The following is a 21,048-nucleotide window of genomic DNA, read 5'->3' on the forward strand; positions in this document are numbered from 1 at the left end:
CCCCGGCGGGCGAGACCGGTTACGCTCGGTCCGCACACGAGCAGGGAGGGAGTCCGGGGTGGTCGATTCCGCGGGCAAGGCTGCACACCGGTCGTCCGCCGTGGCCGACACCTGGTCGGTGCCGGTGCTGTTCCCTCCGCAGCGGCCACGGGTCGTGGTGAAGGCGGATCTGCTGCCCGCGGTGAGCGTGCTCTCCACCGCGGCACTGCTCGGCATCCCGCTCGGCTGGCTGTGGTCGCTGATGGCACCGCCGCAGCGGATGCGGCTGGTGACCGCCGACGGCGGGCTCGCGCCGCTGGAACTGGAAAGCTGGCACCGCTTCGACGACCTGGCCGTCTTCGGCTTCCTCGCGATGGCCACCGGGCTGCTGATCGGGATCGTCGCGTGGTTCCTGCGGGAACGCCGGGGACCGGTGGTGTTCGTGGCCGCGGTGGCCGGGGCGCTGGTCGCCGCCTGGCTGGGCACCCAGATGGGCCCGGCCTTCGCGAACTCCCGGTACTCGGTGGACAGCCCGCCCGCGCTCGGCGCGGTCGTCGCGCAGGCACCACGGCTGGATTCCGGCTGGGTGGTGCTGGCCGCGCCGCTGCTCACCTGTCTTGTCTACGCGTTGATGACCGCATGGAACGGCCGGGAGGACCTCGGCCGCCGGCTGGGCTGAGGTCCCGCACCCGGCGTCAGCGCGCGAGGCCGACCGGATCGCCGTCGGCGGCGGGCACGAAGCGCGGCAGCTTCGCGGGGTTGATCCCGAACACCGGATCGAACGTCTCGCGCTCCCAGGCCTTCGCCCAGGACAGGTCCGCTTCGGACAACTCGCCGCCTGCCAGCGCGCCGCGCAGGTGCTCGCCGTACTCGGTGTGGTCGTGCGAGGTCAGGATGACCAGGTTCGGCAACGCCCGGTGCAGCCACTGGATCCGCCGGATCGAGTCGACGAACGTCTCCGCGTTGTCCGTCTGCATCTGGCGGACGTGGTCGACGGCCAGGTGCCGGATGGTGTACATCGCATCCCCGGTCAGCAGCAGATCACTGCTGTCGGTCCGGACGAGGGCGCTGGTGCTGCCGGGGCTGTGTCCGGGCGTGGGCAGCAGCACGAGGCTGCCGTCGCCGAGGATGTCCGCCGAGCGGTCGAAGCCGCCGATGGCCGGCCCGGTGAAATCGACCGGACGCCAGTTCTCGACCGCCTCGATCGACCGCGGGTACGCCAGCGGCACCAGGCCGAGCGCCTTCGAATCCCGTGCCTCGTACTCGTCCCTGCCGAGGTACACCTCGGCACCGGGGAAGAGGTTCAGCGAGCCGATGTGGTCCTCGTGGAAGTGCGTGACGACCACACCCCGGATATCGGCGGGCCGGTAGCCGTGCCGTTCGAGCTGGACCTCGATCCGCTCGCCGGCAGGCAGGTCGTACTCGTCGTCGTCCATCAGGTATTCCATGATCGAGCCGCCGTAGTACCGGGCGTGCTCGTCCGCCTGACCCGGTCCGATGCCGGTGTCGACGAGGAACGGGCCCGCGCTCGGGTGCTCGATCAGGAACGCGTGGATCGGGACCCAGATGAAATGGTCCTTGTCCTGCACGAACTCCGTGAGCGAGAACGTGTCGAGCCCGCCGTAGAACTGCCCGTAGGGCACCTTGGTCCGGCCGATCCGCAGCGGAAACACCTTGACCGCGGTCATGCACCCACCTCCTGAATCAACGACGGAACGGGATCGTTCCGACGTGCGAAATCGAGGTTATCCGCGTCTGCGTCGAGACGCAACCGTTCCGTTGTGGGTAGGGTGCCGACCCATGTCGACCAAGCCGAACCGCCGGACCGCCCGTGCGCCGGCCGGAGCCGCGGTGCTCCAGGAATCGGTGACCGAAGCGATCGCGTCGGCGATGTTCGCCGAGCTCGCGGAGACCGGCTACGCCCGGATGTCGATGGAGGCGGTGGCGCGGCGTGCCGGTGTCGGCAAGGCCGCTGTCTACCGGCGCTGGCGGTCCAAGCAGGCGATGCTGATCGACCTGGTCGGTGCCGTGGTGCGGGCGAACCTGCCGGAGGTCGCCGACACCGGCACATTGGCCGGCGACGTCCGGGAGTACCTGGAAGTCACCCTCGAACAGGCGCGCCGTCCGGCGGTCATCCGGATCGTGCTGGACATGATCGCCGAGACGGAGCGAAACCCGTCGCTGTCCGAGGCGCTACGCGAGGAGGTGGGCGGGCCTCGTCGCGCCGCAGCCGATGCGTTGCTGTCCCGCGCGGTCGGACGCGGGGAACTGCCCGCCGACATCGACCACGAACTGGCCATCGACCTGCTGCTGGCACCCTTGGTGTTCCGGCTCGGATTCACCAGTGGACAGGTCGACGACGGTTACCTCGCCCGGCTCACCAGCGCCGTCACCGCCGCTGTCGCCGCGGCGCGACCGGCAGGCCCTCGGCCGGGCTGAGGTCCGGGGTCAGTTCAGGTCGGACGGTTTGGTGAACGTGCTCAGCTGGGTGGGCGGCAGCGGGACCGCGCCGAGCGTTTCCAGGAATCCGGCTTCCCTGGTGAGCAGGCGGCACGCGATCCGCAGCCGGCGCAGCGGATGGGTCTCCTCGAGCAGCAGCTGCCGGTCTTCCAGCGGCAGCAGGCAGTCCGCGGCCAGCTGGTAGGCCAGCTCGGCCAGATCGGCGTCCTCGACCGGGGAACGCCAGTCGTCCTCGTGCCAGGCGGCCTCGCAGTAGCGCTGGTGGGCAGTGCGCGCGACCTCGCCGAGCTGCCGGCCGGCCGGCTCGGCCGCGGCGGGCACCGGGCCGTCGGGCACCCACTCCACCACGCCCACCAGGTACGGCGCCGAGGTGCGGTCCAGTTCGCGCAGGCGGAACCGTCGCGCGGCCTTGGTGATCACGTCGTAGCGGCCGTCCGGATGGCGTTTCGCCTCCTTCAACACGGTGCTGCAGCCCACCTCGTACACATGGTCCAGACCACTCACCTCGCGCACGAGGGGGGCGCGCAGTGCGACCACGCCGAACTCGCTGCCCGGTACGGAACCGCTCATCAGGTCGGCGGTGAGCTGCCGGTAGCGCGGTTCGAAGATGTGCAGCGGCAGGTGGGTGCCGGGAAGCAACACGGTCTGCAGCGGGAACAACGGCAGGATCGCCGTTCCGCTGGGAACTTGCTCCGGCTCGGTCACGCGTCCACGGTACGGGCAGCCGGGCGGCCGCGCAGTCCGTGCGTGCAGCCTCACTTGCGTGGCGGGGGTTTCAGCACCGCGAACGGGTCGGTCACCTGCATCCCCTTGCCCGCGAAGGAGAACGACGCCGCGGGGCGGCCGCCGGTGCGGCCGGGGGAGACGGTGTGGCCGGTCGGCACCAGCAACCCGCGGCGCTGGAGCACGCGTTGCAGGTTCGTCGCGGACACCTTGTAGCCCAGCGCCGCGGAATACAGGCCGCGCAATGCCGAAATGGTGAATTCTTCGGGGGCGAGCGCGAAGCCGAGGTTGGTGTAGCTGAGTTTCGAACGCAGGCGGTCGCGGGCGTGCAGCACGATGGCCTCGTGGTCGAACGCGGTGCGCGGCAGGGCGTTCACGTCGTGCCACTGGGTGTCTTCCGGCACCACCGGGTCGACCCCGGACGGGACGAGGCCGAGGAACGCGGTCGCGACGGCCCGCGGGCCCGGCACCCGGTCGGGTGCGCTGAACACGGCCAGCTGCTCCACGTGCTTGAGCTTGCGGACATCCACCTTCTCGGCGAGCTGGCGGCGGATGGAGGTCTCCACGTCCTCGTCCGGCCGCAGCCGTCCGCCGGGCAGTGACCAGCGGCCGAGGTGCGGGTCGAGCGCCCGCCGCCACAGCAGCACCTGCAGTGTGTCCGAGCGCACTTGCAGGACGGCAGCGAGAACCTCGTGGGCGAGCGGGGCCTGGGTGTTAAGATGACTTCGCACAGTTTTCGATTATAAGGCGAAAACCAGGCAGAACGAAACCGGCCGGCGACGGCCGGTTCCGGGGTCCAGGAGGGCCACATGACCACCACGCTTGACCAGGACCTGACCCCCTACGGCGGGGTCGAGGCGGACGCGGACTGGGCCGCCAGGGTGCGGGAGCTCGCCGACCGGCGCAACGCGGTGCTGCTCGCGCACAACTACCAGGTACCGGAGATCCAGGACATCGCCGATCACACCGGCGACTCGCTCGCGCTCAGCCGGATCGCGGCGAGCAGTGCCGCGGACACGATCGTCTTCTGCGGTGTGCACTTCATGGCCGAGACGGCCAAGATCCTCGCTCCGGACAAGACCGTGCTGATCCCGGACGCGCGGGCGGGCTGCTCGCTCGCCGACTCCATCACCGGCGCACAGCTGCGCGAGTGGAAGGCCGAGCATCCGGGCGCGGTCGTCGTCTCCTACGTCAACACCACGGCCGAGGTGAAGGCCGAAACCGACATCTGCTGCACATCGTCGAACGCGGTCGACGTGGTCGCGTCCATCCCGGCCGGGCAGGAGGTGCTGTTCCTGCCGGACCAGTTCCTCGGCGCGCACGTCAAGCGCGTGACCGGACGGGAGAACGTGCACGTGTGGGCCGGCGAATGCCATGTGCACGCGGGCATCAACGGCGCCGAGCTGGCCGCGCGGGCGAACGAGAATCCGGACGCCGAGTTGTTCATCCATCCGGAGTGCGGCTGTGCGACCTCCGCGCTCTACCTGGCAGGGGAGGGCGCGGTGGCCCCGGACCGGGTGAAGATCCTCTCCACCGGCGACATGGTGCACGCGGCGCGGGACACCAAGGCGCGTTCGGTGCTGGTGGCCACCGAGATCGGCATGATCCACCAGCTGCGCAAGGCCGCGCCGGAGATCGACTTCCGCGCGGTGAACGACCGGGCGTCGTGCCGGTACATGAAGATGATCACCCCGGCCGCGCTGCTGCGGTGCCTGACCGAGGGCGCGGACGAGGTGCACGTCGACCCGGACACCGCCGCGAGGGCGCGGGCCTCGGTGCAGCGGATGATCGAAATCGGCCGTCCGGGCGGTGGCGAATGAACACCCCGGTTAGCGATCTTGAGGCGAAAACCCCGCACTGGGAGGCTCGGGCCGATCTGGTGGTGATCGGCAGCGGGGTGGCCGGGCTGACCGCCGCGCTGCGGGCGCAGGAGCTCGGCCTGCACGTGCTCGTGGTGACCAAGGCTGCGGTCGAGGACGGCAACACCCGGTGGGCGCAGGGCGGCGTGGCCGTGGTGCTCGACGGGGACCGCGACCGCGACGACACGGTCGCGAAGCACGCCGAGGACACCTTCGCCGCCGGCGCCGGGCTCTGCGACGAGGACGCCGTGCGGTCGATCCTCGCCGGCGGGCCGTCTGCGGTCACGGAGCTGTTCGCGAACGGCGCGATGTTCGACCGCGGGATGAACGGGCTGTCCCGGACCAGGGAAGGCGGGCACAGCGCGTTCCGGGTGATCCACGCGGGCGGCGACGCCACCGGCGCGGAGGTCGAGCGCGCGCTGGTCACGCAGGTGACCGACCGGCGGGTGCCGGTGCTGGAGCACCACATCGCGGTCGACGCGTTGCGCACGCCCGCGGGCGAGGTGGCCGGCGTGACCGTGCTGGACCGCAGGGGGGTGCCCGGGGTGGTGCGCGCGTCCGCGGTCGTGCTCGCCAGCGGCGGGTTCGGGCAGCTGTACCAGGCGACGTCGAATCCGGACCTGGCGACCGGCGACGGGCTCGCGCTCGCGTTGCGGGCAGGGGCGTCGGTCGCGGACGTCGAGTTCGTGCAGTTCCATCCCACGGTGCTCTACACCCCGGGTGCGCGCGGGCGGTGCCCGCTGGTCACCGAGGCGGTGCGCGGTGAGGGTGCGACGCTGGTCGACGGTGCGGGTGTGCCGGTGATGGCAGGTGTGCACCCGCTGGGCGACCTGGCACCGCGGGATGTGGTGTCGGCGGCGATCACGCGGCGGATGAGCCAGGCTCCCGGTGGCGTCGGCGACCACGTTTTCCTCGACGCCACCGGAGTTTCCGGTTTCGCGACCCGGTTTCCGACGGTGTACGCGGCCTGTGCGGAGCTGGGTCTCGACCCGGCCGTGGACGCGATTCCGGTCACCCCGGCCGCACATTTCGCCTGCGGTGGCGTAGTGAGCACGGTGCACGGACGGTGCACCGTCCGTGGCCTGTACGCGGCGGGTGAGGTGGCGCGTACCGGATTGCACGGTGCGAACCGGTTGGCATCCAACAGTCTGCTCGAAGGCCTGGTGGTCGGGGAGCGGGCGGCCGAGGCGGTGGCGGCGGATCTCGCGGCCGGGCTGCTGCCGGATCCCTCGCGTGGCCGGATGCCGCAGCGGACCTCCGCGCCGGTCGCCGAACGCGACGCGCTGCAGCGGGTGATGAGCCGGTACGCCGCGATCGGCCGGGATGCCGACGGGCTCGCGGCGGCCGGATCGGTGCTCGACCTGTCCACGAAGGACAGTCCGTTGTGGACGCATCGGGCGGTCGAGGACGCGGCGCTCACCGTGGTGGCACAGGCATTGCTCGCCGCTGCCGCGCGGCGCACCGAATCGCGTGGTTCGCATGTGCGGACCGACTTCCCGGACCGTGACGAGCACCGCTGGCAGCGCAGCCAGCTGATCCGGCTCAGCCCGTCCGGCCAGCCGGTGCTGGCGGACCCGATCCTGCTGGAGGGGGCGGCATGACCGACTTGTTCCCGTTTTCCGACGTCGTCACCGCAGCGCTGGCGGACGCCGGGCTCGACGTGGCCGACGTGCGCCGGGTGGTCACCACGGCGCTGGGGGAGGACCTGCGTTACGGCCCGGACGCCACCACGGCGTCGACCGTGCCGGCGGACACGCGAGCGGTGGCGGAGCTGACGCCTCGGGTCGCGGGTGTGGTGGCCGGGGTGCCGGTGGCGCTGGCGGTGTTCGACGCCGTGCTGGGGCCGGATTACGAGGTCGTGTCCGTCTGCGAAGACGGTTCGCGGACGGCTGCGGGGGAGCCGGTGCTGGTGCTCCGCGGCTCGGTGCGGGGGCTGCTCACCGCGGAGCGTGCGGCGCTGAACCTGTTGTGCCAGCTGTCCGGGATCGCCACTGCAACCGCGGCCTGGGTTTCCGCGATCGAGGGAACCGGTGCAGCGGTACGGGATTCGCGCAAGACCACGCCGGGGTTGCGGCTGCTGCAGAAGTACGCGGTGCGCCGCGGCGGCGGGGTCAACCACCGGATGGGCCTCGGCGACGCGGTGCTGATCAAGGACAACCACGTGGTCGCGGCCGGTTCGGTCGGCGCGGCGCTGGCGGCGGCGAGGGAACACGCGCCGCAGCTGCCGTGCGAGGTCGAGGTGGACGACCTGGCCCAGCTGGAGGAAGCACTCACCGCGGGCGCGGACGAGGTGCTGCTGGACAACTTCACCCCGGAGGAATGCGCGAAAGCGGTGTCCCGACGCGACGAGGTGGCCCCGAAGACCCGGCTGGAATCGTCCGGCGGCCTGACCCTGGAACGGGCAAGGGCGTACGCCGAGTCCGGAGTGGACTACCTCGCGGTAGGCGCACTCACGCACTCCGCACCGGCACTGGACCTCGGCATGGATCTGCACGACCGCCGCTGAACCATCGCCCCGGGAACCCTCGGTCGGAGGGGATCGGCCCCGGCCGAGAGCGGCAGGGCGCCGGCTGCCTTGGCCGGGGTGTCGCATTGTGCGCGGTGGTTGCGGGGCGGCGGAGCGTTGGCGAGGGCGTCGGGGGGTGGGCTGCGCTGCGGCTGGTCGCTCGGGCTGGTGTGGTCGGAATCGGCGGTGGCGAGGCCTGGCGGCTTGGGCCGCGTGGTCGTGATCCTGCCGCATTGCGTGCGGTGGTTGCGGGGTCCGGCGGGCGGGGCCGGGGCGATGCTGCACACACAGCCGTGGTGCCCGCGGGGTGGGGAGCGCCCTACCCCGCGGGCGGTGGTGCGCACCAGTGCTTCCGTTGCCGGGGCGGGTGATGCTGGCGGCCATGATTACCTGGGGACCGGTTTTCCGCACACTGCACCGTCCGCTGATGGTGCTGGCTGCGGTCATGGCTGTGCTGCTGGTGGTTTCGGCGGTGGGCCTGCTCGTCGACGATCGCACTCTGGTCAACGCTCCGATCTGGGCCAAGCCGTTCAAGTTCGCGGTCTCGGTGGGGATGTATGCGGGCACGTTGGCGTGGTTGCTGTCGCTGCTGCGGCGTGGCCGCCGGGTGGGGTGGTGGCTGGGCACGGTGTTCGCCGTCGGCATCGGCATGGACATGGCGTTGCTGGTGTGGCAGGTGATCTTCCGTGCCCGCACCCTGCACTTCAACGTCGAGACCCCGACGGACCGGCAGATCAACAACTTCATTGCCACCGGGGCGTTCACCGCGTGGGGTGCGACCGCGGCCGTGGTGGTCCTGCTGCTGTGGCAGAGGCTGCCGGATCGCGCGCTGGTTTCCGCGCTGCGCTGGGGAACCGCGCTCGCGGCCACCGGGATGGGGCTGGCGTTGCTGATGTTCTCGGCGACGCCATCGCAGAAGGCCCTGTACGCCCAGGGGATCAAGCCACCCACGTCCGGTGGGCACACCGTGGGGCTCGCGGACGGCGGACCCGGGCTGCCGCTGCTGGGCTGGAGCACGGTCGGCGGGGACCTGCGCATCCCGCACTTCGTGGGGATCCATGCGATCCAGGTGGTGCCGCTGGTCGCATTCGCTCTGCTGGCCCTGTCCCGCCGTTACCCGGTGTTGTCGAGCGACGTGGTGCGCCGCCGTCTCGTGTGGACCACTGCGGCGGGTTACGCGGGCACGTTGGCGATCGTGACGTGGCAGGCGTTGCGCGGCCAGTCGATCGTGCGACCGGACTTCTGGACGCTGGCCGCGGTGGCCGGACTGCTCGCGGTGGTCGCCACGGGTGTGGCTCTGTCACTGCGGGTGCCGAAGCTGGTGCAGCTCGCGGACCTGCCGGCGCGCTGAGGGGATTCTGAGAACCCTGCGGTACCTCTGGTGCGGAGGCGGAAGGACGAGTGCGATGGGATATCCGCAGACACTGCTCGAGGAGTTGCGACGGGCGCCGGACACGGTGGCGTTCGAGCACGGTGCCCGCCGGGTGCCGCGGGCGGAGGTGCTCGAGCTGATCGGCCGGTTCGTCGCCGGATTGCGGACGGCCGGGGTGCGGCCGGGCGACGGGGTCGCGCTCGCCACCGGCGTCACGCCCGAAGGATGGGCCGCGCAGCTGGCCGTGCAGACGGTGGGTGCTCGGGCGGTGGGGGTGCGGGCGGGGCTTTCGCCGGCGCACCTGCGTGCGGTGCTGGACGGGGTGAGTGCGGTGGTCACCGACGAGGCATCCGCAACCCCGCAACTGCGTGCGGCCGCACCCGTCGAGCCGCTCCGGATCGGCCCGGAACTGCTTGCCGCGTATGAAGAACCGGTTCCGCAAGGCAGGTCCGGCGACCTCGGCTGGGTGGTGTTCACCAGCGGCAGCACCGGCGTGCCCAAGGGCGTCGCGTTCGATTTCGGTGCGTTGGCCGCGCTCGGTGTCGAACACCGGGGACAGACCGAAGCCGAGCTGGCCGGGGAGTACCGGCGGTTCCTGTTGTTCGGCACGCTCACCAGCGCGGTGATGGTGATGCACCTGCAGGCGTGCCTGCTCGCCGGCGGCACCGTGGTGATCCCGGAAGGACTGCCGGACTTCCCGTGGATCCTGCCGCGGCTGGATGTGACGGCGGCGCTGGTGACCGTGCCCCGGCTGTACCGGATCCTGGACGTACTGCGCGCCGAGCACGTCGACCTGTCCGGGCTGCGGATGCTGACCGTCGCGGGTTCGCCGGTGGAGCCGGGGTTGCTGGCGGAGGCGTTCGAACGGATCGGGCCTGCGCTGCGCCAGGGCTACGGCCAGAGCGAGACCGGCAAGCTGACCGTGCTGAGCGCTGCCGACGTGGCCGCCCACCCGGAAGCACTCGCTTCGGCCGGCTTGCCCTGCGAAGGCGTGACCCTGCAGATTCGGGACGCGGCGGGGAACGTAGTGCCGGCCGGGACGCCGGGGGAGGTGCACGTGCGCACGCCCACCGCGTTCGCGGGTTACTGGCGGGACCCCGGGCAGAGCGCCGCGGTACTGGACGGTGGCTGGGTCCGCACCCAGGACATCGGCCGGCTCGACGAGCGTGGATTCCTTTACCTGACCGGACGTTCGCGAGACGTGGTGATCGTGAACGCGGTGCTCCACTACACCGGCCCGATCGAGCGCGTGCTCGCCTCGCACCCCGACGTGGACCAGGCTTATCTGGTGGCGGCGCCGGACGAGCAGACCGGAGAAGCCGCGCACGCGTTCGTCGTCCCGGCTGCGGGGCGAACCCCGGACTTCGCGAAGCTGCGCGAGCTGGTCGCGGCGGACCTCGGCGCGGCGGCGGTGCCTGCGTCGTTCACCGTGATCGGCGAGGTTCCCGTTGGGGCGTCCGGAAAGCCGGACAAGCAGGCACTGCTGTCCCTGCGGTGAGCGGATAGTCCGCAGAGCCGGAAAACCCCGTCCGCCGCACCGGAATTCCGGTACAGCGGACGGGGTTCGCCGGAGGGAGGATCAGACGCCGGCGGTCTGCTTGATCCAGTCGCGGCTGCCGGCGACGCTCGCGTAGTTCTGCGTGCCGTTCGGGTCGCTGCCCGAGTTCTCGCCGGTGGAGCACACCCCCACCTGCGCGCCGTCGGACACCTGCGGGCCGCCCGAGTCGCCGTGCCACGAGGCGCCGGTGACGCCCTCGCTGGCGATTGCCTTGCCGCCGAAGGCATCGGTGCTGTCACCGGTCACCTTGACGTCGGCGGTCTTGAGGGTGTCCGAGGGCGGGCTGTTGCCCTCGGTGCGGCCCCAGCCGTAGATCTGGTTGGTCGCGCCGTTGTCCGGATCGGCGTCGGCGAGCTTCATGAAGGTGGTGTCCACCTCGGTCTTCAGGTGCAGCAGCGCAAGGTCCCCGTTGGGCGAGGCCTCCTGCTTGTCCACCGCCACCTCGGTGCCCTTGCCCAGCGCGACATCACCGATCTTGACGTGCATGCCCGGCTCGTTGAGGCAGTGCTGTGCGGTGAGCACCCACTGCGAGGCGATGATCGTGCCCGAGCATTCGAAGCCGCCGTACTCGGTCTGGTCGTCCCAGAAGACCTGCGCGCCCCAGGGAGCGGAGTCCACTGTGTCCCCGCCGATGATCGCCGGGCCGGCGTTCGCGGGCGCGACCGCCCCGATGCCCAGCGCCGCCGCCGTTCCGACGACTGCTGCCACCGCCTTAGCCAAACGCATGGAATTCCCTCCGGTCGGAAATGATTTCCCAACCGTAGGTCGATCTTGGAAACCGGATAACCTACTGAAGTCGGGTTCCCGACCGGCGTCCGTAGTAGGCCGTTCGGGCTAGTCCCAGGGTTTCCGCGGGGTTCCCGGCCCGGTGTGCATCCGGCCCGGCATGGCTCGGGCAGTGGGCTTCCGGATCGGGCCGGACGCGGTGCCGTCCGGCCCGCGACCGGGACGGTTCAGCTGAGCCGTCCGCCGGTGCCTGCCGGCCCGCCGGTGAGCCGGCGGTTGGCCAGTGCCCCGGTGGCGCCCCTCGCCTGGACCGCGCCGGCCGGATCCACGTCCACCACCAGCCTGTCCGGCGACGGGCCCAGTGCCGCCGTCACGCGGCCGAAACCGTCGGCCACCAGGGAGTGGCCGATGCCGGTCGGGGCTTTCGGGTTGACCTCCAGTCCGGTTGCCGCCGGATCGGCCTGGTCGCAGGCCAGCACCCAGCAGCCGGAGTCCAGCGCGCGGGCCCGGACCAGCAGTTCCCACTGCTCGCGTTTGCCCTCGCCGGCTCCCCAGGACGCCGGGACCAGCAGCACGTCCGCCCCGTCGTCGGCGAGCCGGCGGAACAGTTCGGGGAAACGCAGGTCGTAGCAGGTCGCGACGCCGAACACGGTGCCGCCGGACTCGAACGTGACCAGCTTCGAACCGGGCGCCACGGTGTCCGATTCGGCGAAGCCGAACGCGTCGTACAGGTGGATCTTGTGGTAGCCGAGGTGCTGCCCGAGCCCGGTGACGAGCAGCGTGTTGTGCACCCGCCCGCCACCGGCCGGGGTGAACATGCCTGCGACCACCAGCACGTCGTGTTCCCGCGCGAGCTCGGCCACCGCGGACGCCCACGGGCCCTCCAGCGGCTCGGCGACCGGTGCGAGTGCCCGGCCGAACCGCACCATGGTGGCCTCCGGGAACACCACCACCCGCGCGCCGTCCGCCGCCGCGGAGGCCACCTCCGCACGCACCGATTCCAGGTTGGTTTCCGCATCGTCGCCCGAGTTGAGCTGGCACAACGCGATCCGGGGCACGGTGGCCTCCTCGTCAGGGGACAGCGGTCAGCACCGAGTATCCCTGCCCGGCGCCCGCGGGCCACCTCGTACCCTGGTGACCATGCTGAACCGCACCGACCTGCGTGGGCAGGTACCGAGCTCCGCCGAACTGCGTGCCGCGCTGCCCCGCGCCGAATACGACGTGGACGCGGCACTGCATCAGGTCCGGCCGGTGGTCGAGGCGGTGCGGGACCGGGGTGTGCCCGCGGTGCTCGAGTTCACCGAGCGGTTCGACAAGGTGCGCCCGGCGACCGTCCGGGTGCCCGCGGCCGAGCTGGCCAGGGCGCTCGACCAGCTCGACCCGCAGGTCAGGGCCGCGCTGGAGGAGTCCGTCGCGCGGGCGCGGAAGGTGCACGCCGACCAGCGCCGCCAGGACGTGACCACGCAGGTGGTGGCAGGCGGCACGGTCACCGAGCGCTGGGTCCCGGTGGAGCGCGTCGGGCTGTACGCGCCGGGCGGTCTCGCCGTCTACCCGTCCACCGTGGTGATGAACGTGGTCCCGGCGCAGCTGGCCGGCGTCGGATCGCTGGTGGTCTGCTCGCCACCGCAGGCGGCGTTCGGCGGCCTGCCGCATCCGACGATCCTGGCCGCCGCCGCGCTGCTGGGCGTCGACGAGGTGTGGGCGGTCGGCGGCGCGCAGGCGGTGGCGCTGGTCGCCTACGGCGGCACCGACACCGACGGCACCGAACTGGCCCCGGCCGACATCGTCACCGGCCCCGGCAACATCTACCTCACCGCGGCCAAGCGGCTCGTGCGCGGCACCATCGGCATCGATTCCGAGGCCGGCCCCACCGAGATCGCCATCCTCGCCGACGAGACCGCCGACCCGGTGCACGTGGCGGCGGACCTGATCAGCCAGGCCGAGCACGATCCGCTCGCGGCCAGCGTGCTGGTCACCACCTCCGAGCAGCTCGCCGACGCGGTGGAGCGCGAGCTGAGCACCCGGGTCGCGGCGACCAAACACTCCGAACGGGTCGGCGAAGCACTGGGCGGCAAGCAGTCCGGCATCATTCTGGTGTCCACTGTGGAGGACGGACTGCGGGTGGTCGACGCGTACGCCGCCGAGCACCTGGAGATCCAGACCGCCGATGCCCGCGAGGTCGCCGCGCGAGTGCGCAACGCGGGCGCGGTGTTCGTCGGTGCCTACGCCCCGGTGTCGCTGGGCGACTACTGCGCGGGTTCCAACCACGTGCTGCCCACCGGCGGGTTCGCCCGGCACTCCTCCGGGCTGTCCGTGCAGAGCTTCCTCAAAGGCATCCACGTGGTCGACTACTCCTCCGACGCACTGCGCGAGGTCGCCCCGCGCGTGGTCGCGCTCGCGGACGCCGAAGACCTGCCCGCACACGGCGAAGCCGTCACCGCCCGTTTCGAAGGAGACCGGTCATGACCTCCACCGACGTACTTTTCCCGACGGAGGTGGCATGACTTCCGCCATCCCCGGCGCCGACGTCACCCTCGAGCAGCTGCCGCTGCGCGAGGATCTGCGGGGCAAGACGCCCTACGGTGCGCCGCAGCTCGACGTACCGGTTCGGCTCAACACCAACGAAAACCCGTACCCGCCGCCGCCGGAGCTGGTGGCCGACGTCGCGGAGGCGGTGCGCGCCGAGGCCGCGGCCCTGCACCGGTACCCGGACCGCGACGCGGTGGCGTTGCGTACCGACCTCGCCGACTACCTCACGGTGTCCACGCGGGTGGTGCTGTCCGAGGCGAACGTGTGGGCGGCCAACGGGTCCAACGAGATCCTGCAGCAGATCCTGCAGGCCTTCGGCGGGCCCGGCCGGAGCGCGCTCGGGTTCGAACCGTCCTACTCGATGCACCCGATCATCGCCTCCGGTACGCGCACCGACTGGGTGCCGGTGCCGCGGCGGCCGGACTTCACGCTGGACACCGAGCGGGCCGCCGAGACCGTGCGCGAACGGCAGCCGGACATCGTTTTCGTGACCAGCCCGAACAACCCCACCGGCGGGTCGATCCCGCTGGCGCAGCTGCGCGGCGTGCTGGCGGCCGCGCCGGGGATCGTGGTGGTGGACGAGGCGTACGCGGAGTTCTCCTCGCAGCCGAGCGCGGTGGAGCTGATCGCCGAATTCCCCGCGCAGCTGATCGTTTCGCGCACGATGAGCAAGGCGTTCGCCTTCGCCGGCGGACGGCTGGGCTACCTCGCCGCCGCACCGGCCGTGGTGGACGCACTGCAGCTGGTCCGGCTGCCGTACCATCTGTCCAAAATCGCCCAGGCCGCCGCACGAGCCGCATTGCGGCATGCGGATGCCACCCTCGCCACCGTGCACCAGCTCGCCGCCGAACGCGACCGTGTGGTGGAAGCGTTGCTGGGACTGGGCTTCACCCCGGTGCCGAGTGACGCCAACTTCGTCCTCTTCGGACAGTTCGCGGACGCCAAGGCGAGCTGGCAGTCCTATCTGGACAACGGGGTGCTGATCCGGGACGTGGGCATCGAGCAGCACCTGCGCGTGACCATCGGCACCCCGGAAGAGAACGACGCCTTCCTCGAAGCCAGTAAGGAAATCCCGCGATGAGCCGCATCGGCAAGGTGGAGCGCAGCACCAAGGAATCGTCCATCCTGGTCCAGCTGGACCTCGACGGGACCGGGCAGGTGGAGATCACCACCGGCGTGCCGTTCTACGACCACATGCTCACCGCCTTCGGGGTGCACGGTTCGCTGGACCTGAAGGTCGAGGCGGCAGGCGACGTGCACATCGACGCGCACCACACCGTCGAGGACACCGCGATCGTGCTCGGCCAGGCACTGCGCCAGGCGCTGGGCGACAAGAGCGGTATCCGCCGGTTCGGCGACGCGTGGATCCCGATGGACGAAACACTGGCACACGCCGCGATCGACGTCTCCGGCCGGCCGTACTGCGTGCACGTGGGCGAACCGGAGCAGTTCCACACCTTCACCATCGGCAACAACTACCCATTCGTGCTGACCCGGCACGTGTTCGACTCGCTGTCGTTCCACGCGCAGATCGCACTGCACGTCCGTGTCCTGCACGGGCGCGATCCGCACCACATCGCGGAGGCGCAGTACAAGGCCGTGGCACGGGCGCTGCGGGCGGCGACCGAACCGGACCCGCGTGCGGGCGGAGTCCCGTCCACCAAGGGCGTGCTCTGACCGCCCGCCGGGGCCGCGCCGTTTCGTGTGTGGCACGCTGACCTGGTGAGCAAAGAGGTGATCGCGGTCCTGCTGCTGGCCCTCGGCGGCTTCCTGATCGGCGGCGTCTACTCCACGTGGAAGACGGCCAAGGTCATCGCGGTGGCACTGGGCGTCGCGGCCGTGCTGGCCGTCGGCGGAGCCGTCGCCTGGCTGGCCGGCTGACCCGGCGCGACCCTGGCTCGCCGGACCCGGGCTCGCGGAACCGGCCGGACCTGCGGCCGTTGTGCGGGGAGGACACCGGGGGCTGCGGAACCCGAACGAACCGGGGCGTGGCCGATCCGCACGGATCGGCCACGCCCCGGATTTCGTCAGACCCTGGCGAGTTCGTGCTCGTCGTCGGGGGTGTCGAGCTTGCGGGTCAGGCTCGCGCCCTCGACGTCCACGTTCGGCAGGATCCGGTTCAGCCAGCGCGGCAGCCACCAGGCACCGCGGCCGAGCAGCGACATCACCGCGGGCACCACCGTCATCCTGATCACGAACGCGTCCACCAGCACGCCGAACGCGAGCGCGAACCCGATCGACTGGATCAGCGACGATTCGGCCAGCACGAACCCGGCGAACACCGAGATCATGATCAACGCGGCCGCCACGACCACCCGCGACCCGTGCCGGAACCCGGTGACCATCGACTCCTGCGGATCCCCGCCGTGCACGTACTCCTCGCGCATCCGCGTCACCAGGAACACCTGGTAGTCCATCGCGAGTCCGAAAAGGACACCGATCAGCAGCAGCGGCAGCATGCTCATGATCGGGCCGGTGGAGGTGACCCCGAGCAGATCGGTCAGCCAGCCCCACTGGAACACCGCGACCACCGCGCCGAACGTCGCGACCACCGAGCCGAGGAAGCCGAGCGTGGCCTTGAGCGGCACCACGACCGAGCGGAACACCAGCATCAGCAACAGGAACGCCAGCCCCACGATCAGCCCGAGGTAGGGCAGCATCGCGTCGGACAGCTTCTGCGACACGTCGATGTTGGCCGCGGTCTGCCCGGTCACCGAGAGACTGCCGCCGGTGGCGTCGTGCAGCGGACCGGACTGCGCCCGGATCGCCGCCACCAGGTCCTCGGTCTGCGTGCTGCTCGGCCCGCTCTTCGGGATCACGGTGAGCAGTGCGGTGTCTCCGGCGGCATTGACCCGCGGCGGGGTCACCGCGGCGACGTCGGGCAACCGCCCGACGCCCGCGCTCGCCTGCTTCAGCGCATCCGGATCGTGGTTCGGGCCGGTGTCGACGACCACGAGCAGCGGTCCGTTCGCGCCCTCGCCGAAACTCGCGCTGGTGAGCTCGTATGCCTTGCGCTGGGTGGAGTCCGGGGCAGCCGTGCTGTCGTTGGGCAGGCCGAGCTGCATGCTCAGCGCCGGAATCGCGACCACGGCAAGGCCGACGAGTGCGGCCAGCAGCACCGGCAGCCGGTGCCGGGCGACGAAGCGTGCCCAGCGCTCGCCGTGCGAGGGTTCACTGACCTTGCGGCGCACCCGGATCCGGCTGCCGGCCACGCGCGAGCCCGCGAACCCGAGGATGGCGGGCAGCAACGTCAACGCGATCAGCACGGCGATCGCGACGGTCGCCGCGGCGGCGACGCCCATCTGGCCGAGGAACGGGATGCCGACCACGGTGAGCCCGGCCAGCGCGATGATCACGGTGAGCCCGGCGAACACCACAGCGGACCCGGCGGTGCCCGCCGCCCGGCCCGCGGCTTCCTCGGGAGCTCGGCCCTCCCGTAGCTCGTGCCGGTACCGGGAGACGATGAAGAGCGCGTAGTCGATGCCCACTGCGAGCCCGATCATCAGCGCCAGGATCGGGGTGTTGGAGTTCAGCTCCATCGAACCGGAGGCCAGCAGGATGCCCGCCATGCCGATGCCCACGCCGATCAGTGCGGTCAGCAGCGGGATACCGGCCGCCAGCAGTGAGCCGAAGGTGATGATCAGCACGACCGCGGCCACCGCCACGCCGAGCCCTTCGGTGGCGCCGGTCTCCGGGATGCCCTGCACCGCGTCGCCGCCGAACTCGACTTCGTAGCCCTGCTGCTTCGCCTGATCGCCACTGGCGAGCAGCGCCTGCCGTTCGCCGTCGGTCAGCTCGTAACCCTTGATCTGGTAACCGACCTGGGCGAGCGCGACCCGGCCGTCGGGGGAGACCGACCTGGCCTGGAACGGGTCGGCGACCGTGGCCACCTTCGGCGCGGCCTTCAGCCGGTTCACCACGGACTCGACGGCGGCCCTGCCCGCCGGGTCGGTCACGGTGTGCCCGTCCGGCGCGGCGATCGCCACGCGTGCCGTACCGCCACCGGCCGCGGCCTGCGGGAACCGCTCGGCCAGCCGGTCGATCGTCTGCTGCGATTCGGTGCCGGGGATGGTCACCGAGTCCGAAAGCTTGCCCGAGAGCGTGAGCGCACCGACACCGAGCGCCACGAGCACAGCCGCCCACACGGCCGTGACCAGGGCGCGGCGGCGGAACGACAGCCTGCCGAGCCAGTAGAGAAAGGTCGCCACGGGGTTTGTCTCCGTTCGCCCGATGAGGGCCTTCGTCACTCGTTCTGGTTACCTCGAAGCTAGCCGATCGGCAGGGGACTGCCAAGCCGATCGGCAAGTGTGTGACTAGCCGCACGGCAAGTGGTTCACCTGTCGATCGGCAGGTAAGCGGTTTGCCGATCGAGAAGGCGGTGACGTAGGCTCCGACCGCTTCGACGAGGAGGAACGATGACGACCGCCGCCCCGGCAGAAGACACTCGGACGCGGCTTCTGGGCACTGCGCTGAAGCTGTTCGCCGAGCACGGCGTCGAGGGCACGTCGCTGCAGATGATCGCCGCCGCGCTGGGGGTCACCAAGGCGGCCGTGTACTACCACTTCAAGACCAAAGCGGAGATCACCGAGGCGGTGGCCGAGCCCGGTATCCGCGAGCTGGACGTGCTCGTGGTCGAGGCCGCGAAGCAGCGTCGCCGCGGCGCGCAGATCGACCACCTGCTCGACGGTTTCGTCGACCTCGTGGTGCGTCACCGCGTGCTGGTCGCGCTGTTCTCCAGTGACCCGGGGATCAACCGCGCGATCGAGAAATCGGCGCACGGCATGGAGGGCTTCAAGAACGCGCTGATCGCGATCCTGGCCGGTCCGGAACCCGACGTGGCCGCAAGGGTGACCGCGATGGTCACCCTGACCGGCGTCGCAATGGCGGGCGGTTCCCCCGATCTCGCCGAGCTGGACGACGAAACGTTGCGCCGGGAACTCATCGACGTGGGCCGCCGCTTGATGGGCCGCCCCCGGCGCCGCTGAACCATCGGGCGCCGCGTAACCGCCAGGCCGCTGGGCACCTCCGAGTGCCGCGGAGCCGGCGGGTGCAGCTGGGCCGTCGGGCGCCGCGGAACCGCCGGGTGCCGCGAACGCGCCGGGCGTAGCCGGGCCGCCGGGTACTGCCGTGGCGGTGGATGCCGCTGTCGGCGTGTGTTGTTCCCGGCAGCCGGGTACTTCGGCGGCGGCCGGGAAGGCTCAGATTCCGCCCTCGGTCGATGGGCGCAGTTTGCTCGCGCCGGGGCCGAAGCGGGCCAGTTCGTCTTCCGCGTTGTACAGGCCGCAGCTGCGCAGGGACAGGCAGCCGCAGCCGACGCAGCCGGTCAGGCGGTCGCGGAGGCGTTGCAGTGCGTCGATCCTGGCGTCCAGTTCGGTCTGCCATTCGCGGGACAGCCGGGCCCAATCGGCTTTCGTGGGAGCGTGGTCCGCAGGCAGTGTGGCCAGTGCGGAGCTGATGTCCTCCAGTGACAGTCCCACCCGTTGTGCCGCACGGATGAACGCGATCCGGCGCAGGATCGAACGCGAGTAGCGGCGCTGGTTGCCCGCCGAGCGTTCCGAGCTGATCAAGCCCTTCTCCTCGTAGAACCGCAGCGCCGTGTGCGGGACCCCGCTGCGCTGCGCGACCTGCCCGATGCTCAGCATCTCCGCCAACCTCGTCATTGGTCCAGGTTAGCCGTTGACCTACAGTTTGGTCGAGGTTGCATGGTCGGTACATGACCACCACGACACCGATGCCGGGCTATGCACGGTTGCCCCGGCTGATTTCACTGATGACCGGAGACGACAAACACCATGCGGCCGCCGAGTCCACGGTGGACGTTCTGTGGGTGCTGTTCGACCGCGTGCTCCGGATCACTCCGGAGACCGTGCACGATCCGGACCGCGACCGGTTCCTGCTGTCCAAGGGACACGGTCCGATGGCCTACTACGCGGTGCTCGCCGCCAAGGGGTTCCTCGACGAGGAGGAGCTCGCCGACTGGAGTTCCGCCCGTTCCCGGCTCGGCCACCACCCGGACCGCACCCGCGTGCCCGGCGTCGAGATCTCCAGCGGATCCCTCGGCCACGGCCTGCCGATCGCACTGGGCACGGCGCTCGGCCTGCGTGCCCGTGCGGCGGACGCACGGGTGGTGACCCTGGTCGGCGACGCCGAACTGGACGAGGGTTCCAACCACGAGGCGATCGTCGTCGCCGCACGGATGGGCCTCGACCGGCTGAGCGCCGTGGTCGTCGACAACCAGTCCTCGACGCACGGCTGGCCGGGCGGGATCGCACGCCGCTTCGAAACGGAGGGCTGGGTGACGCGCACCGTCTCCGGCCGCGACCACCAAGCGCTCTACGCGGCGTGCACCACCGAACACCCGGGACGGCCACTCGCCGTGGTCGCCGTCGTGGAGCCGAAAGGCGGGCACTGATGCCGGACATGCGGAGCACCTTCCTTGCCACCACGGAAGAAATCGTGGACACCGACCCGGACGTGGCGGTGGTCCTCGCGGACATCTCCGCAGCCCAGCTCGCCGAGGCCGCACAGCGGCATCCGCACCGGGTGCTCAACGTCGGGATCCGCGAACAGCTGCTGGTGAGCACCGGTGCCGGACTCGCGCTCGCCGGGCTGCGGCCGATCGTGCACACCTTCTCGCCGTTCCTCGTGGAGCGGGCGTTCGAACAGATCAAGCTCGACCTGAGCCACCAGGACCTCGGCGCGGTGCTCGTTTCCTACGGCGCGTCCTACGACATGCCCGCCGAAGGCCGTACCCACCAGGCGCCCGGCGACGTCGCGCTGATCGACTCGCTGCCGTGCTGGCACGTGCACGTGCCGGGACATCCGGACGAGGCCCGCAGGCTGCTGCTCGATTCGGTGCCCGGCGACAGCCGTGTGTACCTCCGGCTTTCCGCGCAGCAGAACGCATCCGCGTACTTCGGCGTGGGCTTCCAGTCGATGCGGCACGGCAGCCGCGGGGTGGTCGCCGCGATCGGGCCGATGCTGGATCGCGTCCTGGCGGCGACCGAGCACCTCGACGTGACCGTGCTCTACGCCTCCACCGTGCGCCCGTTCGACGCGGCCGGCCTGCGTCGCGCGGTGACCGGGGTGCCGGACGTTGCACTGGTGGAGCCGTATCTGCGTGGCACGTCGGCACATCACGCGTCGGCGGCGCTGGCGGACCTGCCGCACCGGCTGCTGAGCCTCGGCACCGAGCGGGATTCGGAGGTCCGGATCTACGGCACGCTCGCCGAGCACGATCTCGCGCACGGCCTGGACGCGGGCTCGATTGCCTTGTCCCTCAAGGAGTTCTTCACCTGATCCGGCGCCGCAACCCGGTCCGGCGGGTGACCCGGCG

The 21,048-nt window shown here is 71.1% G+C and carries 21 protein-coding genes; 14 read left to right on the top strand and 7 right to left on the bottom strand.

Annotated features, from left to right (window positions below; all coding sequences use genetic code 11):
* Positions 1 to 58: 58 nt before the first annotated feature.
* Positions 59 to 658 carry a DUF2567 domain-containing protein gene (locus ABD793_RS36575; protein ID WP_344868013.1) on the top strand — a complete coding sequence of 200 codons (600 nt, stop codon included), beginning with the start codon at positions 59 to 61 and terminating at the stop codon, positions 656 to 658.
* 16 nt (positions 659 to 674) lie between these two features.
* Here ABD793_RS36575 and ABD793_RS36580 read toward each other — a convergent pair whose 3' ends face one another.
* Entirely contained in the window at positions 675 to 1,667 is a 993-nt protein-coding gene (locus ABD793_RS36580) for an N-acyl homoserine lactonase family protein (protein WP_344868014.1), read from the bottom strand.
* 112 nt (positions 1,668 to 1,779) lie between these two features.
* Between ABD793_RS36580 and ABD793_RS36585 the strand changes: the two genes are divergently transcribed.
* The gene (locus ABD793_RS36585; protein WP_344868015.1) at positions 1,780 to 2,418 is read left to right on the top strand and encodes a TetR/AcrR family transcriptional regulator; all 639 of its coding nucleotides are present in this window, start codon (positions 1,780 to 1,782) and stop codon (positions 2,416 to 2,418) included.
* Between the two features lie 9 nt (positions 2,419 to 2,427).
* On the opposite strand, the gene ABD793_RS36590 is transcribed toward ABD793_RS36585, so the two are convergent.
* Positions 2,428 to 3,144: an LON peptidase substrate-binding domain-containing protein gene (locus ABD793_RS36590; protein ID WP_344868016.1), complete on the bottom strand. Its 717-nt coding sequence runs from the start codon at positions 3,142 to 3,144 to the stop codon at positions 2,428 to 2,430.
* A gap of 50 nt (positions 3,145 to 3,194) precedes the next feature.
* Positions 3,195 to 3,836 carry an NUDIX hydrolase gene (locus ABD793_RS36595; protein ID WP_344868104.1) on the bottom strand — a complete coding sequence of 214 codons (642 nt, stop codon included), beginning with the start codon at positions 3,834 to 3,836 and terminating at the stop codon, positions 3,195 to 3,197.
* Between the two features lie 135 nt (positions 3,837 to 3,971).
* On the opposite strand from ABD793_RS36595, the gene nadA reads away from it, so the two are divergent.
* The 5 genes from nadA (at position 3,972) to ABD793_RS36620 (ending at position 10,397) form a co-directional block, all read left to right on the top strand.
* Positions 3,972 to 4,982, top strand: coding sequence for a quinolinate synthase NadA (gene nadA / locus ABD793_RS36600; protein ID WP_344868017.1), 1,011 nt, complete (start codon positions 3,972 to 3,974; stop codon positions 4,980 to 4,982).
* Positions 4,979 to 6,622 carry an L-aspartate oxidase gene (locus ABD793_RS36605; protein WP_344868018.1) on the top strand — a complete coding sequence of 548 codons (1,644 nt, stop codon included), beginning with the start codon at positions 4,979 to 4,981 and terminating at the stop codon, positions 6,620 to 6,622. The genes nadA and ABD793_RS36605 overlap by 4 nt, the downstream gene beginning before the upstream one ends.
* Positions 6,619 to 7,527, top strand: a complete 909-nt coding sequence (gene nadC / locus ABD793_RS36610) for a carboxylating nicotinate-nucleotide diphosphorylase (protein WP_344868019.1) — start codon at positions 6,619 to 6,621, stop codon at positions 7,525 to 7,527. Before ABD793_RS36605 ends, nadC begins: the two co-directional genes overlap by 4 nt.
* A 382-nt stretch (positions 7,528 to 7,909) precedes the next feature.
* Complete coding sequence (locus tag ABD793_RS36615; RefSeq protein WP_344868020.1) at positions 7,910 to 8,878, top strand: hypothetical protein; 969 nt, start codon at positions 7,910 to 7,912, stop codon at positions 8,876 to 8,878.
* A gap of 55 nt (positions 8,879 to 8,933) precedes the next feature.
* Positions 8,934 to 10,397 (top strand): class I adenylate-forming enzyme family protein, encoded by a 1,464-nt coding sequence (locus ABD793_RS36620; protein WP_344868022.1) that lies wholly within the window; start codon positions 8,934 to 8,936, stop codon positions 10,395 to 10,397.
* 81 nt (positions 10,398 to 10,478) lie between these two features.
* Here ABD793_RS36620 and ABD793_RS36625 read toward each other — a convergent pair whose 3' ends face one another.
* On the bottom strand, positions 10,479 to 11,183 hold the full coding sequence (locus tag ABD793_RS36625; protein ID WP_344868023.1) for a S1 family peptidase: 705 nt from the start codon (positions 11,181 to 11,183) through the stop codon (positions 10,479 to 10,481).
* Between the two features lie 227 nt (positions 11,184 to 11,410).
* Entirely contained in the window at positions 11,411 to 12,241 is an 831-nt protein-coding gene (locus ABD793_RS36630) for a carbon-nitrogen hydrolase family protein (protein WP_344868024.1), read from the bottom strand.
* An 82-nt stretch (positions 12,242 to 12,323) separates the two neighbouring features.
* Here ABD793_RS36630 and hisD point away from each other — a divergent pair, with 82 nt between their 5' ends.
* From hisD to ABD793_RS36650, 4 genes are read left to right on the top strand one after another with little or no spacing between them, the layout of a single operon-like run.
* On the top strand, positions 12,324 to 13,649 hold the full coding sequence (gene hisD, locus ABD793_RS36635) for a histidinol dehydrogenase (protein WP_344868026.1): 1,326 nt from the start codon (positions 12,324 to 12,326) through the stop codon (positions 13,647 to 13,649).
* Positions 13,650 to 13,683: 34 nt separating this feature from the next.
* Positions 13,684 to 14,793, top strand: coding sequence for a histidinol-phosphate transaminase (locus tag ABD793_RS36640; RefSeq protein ID WP_344868027.1), 1,110 nt, complete (start codon positions 13,684 to 13,686; stop codon positions 14,791 to 14,793).
* Entirely contained in the window at positions 14,790 to 15,389 is a 600-nt protein-coding gene (gene hisB / locus ABD793_RS36645) for an imidazoleglycerol-phosphate dehydratase HisB (RefSeq protein WP_344868028.1), read from the top strand. Before ABD793_RS36640 ends, hisB begins: the two co-directional genes overlap by 4 nt.
* 45 nt (positions 15,390 to 15,434) lie before the next feature.
* On the top strand, positions 15,435 to 15,593 hold the full coding sequence (locus tag ABD793_RS36650) for a hypothetical protein (protein WP_344868029.1): 159 nt from the start codon (positions 15,435 to 15,437) through the stop codon (positions 15,591 to 15,593).
* Positions 15,594 to 15,739: 146 nt separating this feature from the next.
* On the opposite strand, the gene ABD793_RS36655 is transcribed toward ABD793_RS36650, so the two are convergent.
* Entirely contained in the window at positions 15,740 to 17,920 is a 2,181-nt protein-coding gene (locus ABD793_RS36655) for an MMPL family transporter (RefSeq protein ID WP_344868031.1), read from the bottom strand.
* Positions 17,921 to 18,127: 207 nt separating this feature from the next.
* Between ABD793_RS36655 and ABD793_RS36660 the strand changes: the two genes are divergently transcribed.
* Complete coding sequence (locus tag ABD793_RS36660) at positions 18,128 to 18,697, top strand: TetR/AcrR family transcriptional regulator (RefSeq protein ID WP_344868033.1); 570 nt, start codon at positions 18,128 to 18,130, stop codon at positions 18,695 to 18,697.
* A 213-nt stretch (positions 18,698 to 18,910) separates the two neighbouring features.
* Here ABD793_RS36660 and soxR read toward each other — a convergent pair whose 3' ends face one another.
* On the bottom strand, positions 18,911 to 19,372 hold the full coding sequence (gene soxR / locus ABD793_RS36665) for a redox-sensitive transcriptional activator SoxR (protein ID WP_344868034.1): 462 nt from the start codon (positions 19,370 to 19,372) through the stop codon (positions 18,911 to 18,913).
* 53 nt (positions 19,373 to 19,425) lie between these two features.
* On the opposite strand from soxR, the gene ABD793_RS36670 reads away from it, so the two are divergent.
* A complete protein-coding gene (locus tag ABD793_RS36670) occupies positions 19,426 to 20,124 on the top strand; it encodes a thiamine pyrophosphate-dependent enzyme (RefSeq protein WP_344868035.1) in 699 nt (232 codons plus the stop codon).
* The gene (locus ABD793_RS36675) at positions 20,124 to 21,011 is read left to right on the top strand and encodes a transketolase family protein (RefSeq protein ID WP_344868036.1); all 888 of its coding nucleotides are present in this window, start codon (positions 20,124 to 20,126) and stop codon (positions 21,009 to 21,011) included. The genes ABD793_RS36670 and ABD793_RS36675 overlap by 1 nt, the downstream gene beginning before the upstream one ends.
* The last annotated feature ends 37 nt before the right edge of the window (positions 21,012 to 21,048 follow it).

Origin of the sequence: Amycolatopsis ultiminotia, from assembly GCF_039536925.1 — a bacterium.
In the GTDB taxonomy this organism is placed as follows: domain Bacteria; phylum Actinomycetota; class Actinomycetes; order Mycobacteriales; family Pseudonocardiaceae; genus Amycolatopsis; species Amycolatopsis ultiminotia.

Excerpts from the sequence above, each read along its gene's own strand:
- hisD (WP_344868026.1), top strand. The coding sequence starts at position 12,324 with ATGCTGAACCGCACCGACCTGCGTGGGCAGGTACCGAGCTCCGCCGAA.
- ABD793_RS36625 (WP_344868023.1), bottom strand. The coding sequence starts at position 11,183 with ATGCGTTTGGCTAAGGCGGTGGCAGCAGTCGTCGGAACGGCGGCGGCG.
- ABD793_RS36660 (WP_344868033.1), top strand. The coding sequence starts at position 18,128 with ATGACGACCGCCGCCCCGGCAGAAGACACTCGGACGCGGCTTCTGGGC.
- ABD793_RS36670 (WP_344868035.1), top strand. The coding sequence starts at position 19,426 with ATGACCACCACGACACCGATGCCGGGCTATGCACGGTTGCCCCGGCTG.
- nadC (WP_344868019.1), top strand. The coding sequence starts at position 6,619 with ATGACCGACTTGTTCCCGTTTTCCGACGTCGTCACCGCAGCGCTGGCG.
- ABD793_RS36675 (WP_344868036.1), top strand. The coding sequence starts at position 20,124 with ATGCCGGACATGCGGAGCACCTTCCTTGCCACCACGGAAGAAATCGTG.
- ABD793_RS36615 (WP_344868020.1), top strand. The coding sequence starts at position 7,910 with ATGATTACCTGGGGACCGGTTTTCCGCACACTGCACCGTCCGCTGATG.
- soxR (WP_344868034.1), bottom strand. The coding sequence starts at position 19,372 with ATGACGAGGTTGGCGGAGATGCTGAGCATCGGGCAGGTCGCGCAGCGC.
- ABD793_RS36605 (WP_344868018.1), top strand. The coding sequence starts at position 4,979 with ATGAACACCCCGGTTAGCGATCTTGAGGCGAAAACCCCGCACTGGGAG.
- nadA (WP_344868017.1), top strand. The coding sequence starts at position 3,972 with ATGACCACCACGCTTGACCAGGACCTGACCCCCTACGGCGGGGTCGAG.
- ABD793_RS36585 (WP_344868015.1), top strand. The coding sequence starts at position 1,780 with ATGTCGACCAAGCCGAACCGCCGGACCGCCCGTGCGCCGGCCGGAGCC.
- ABD793_RS36580 (WP_344868014.1), bottom strand. The coding sequence starts at position 1,667 with ATGACCGCGGTCAAGGTGTTTCCGCTGCGGATCGGCCGGACCAAGGTG.
- ABD793_RS36620 (WP_344868022.1), top strand. The coding sequence starts at position 8,934 with ATGGGATATCCGCAGACACTGCTCGAGGAGTTGCGACGGGCGCCGGAC.
- ABD793_RS36640 (WP_344868027.1), top strand. The coding sequence starts at position 13,684 with ATGACTTCCGCCATCCCCGGCGCCGACGTCACCCTCGAGCAGCTGCCG.
- hisB (WP_344868028.1), top strand. The coding sequence starts at position 14,790 with ATGAGCCGCATCGGCAAGGTGGAGCGCAGCACCAAGGAATCGTCCATC.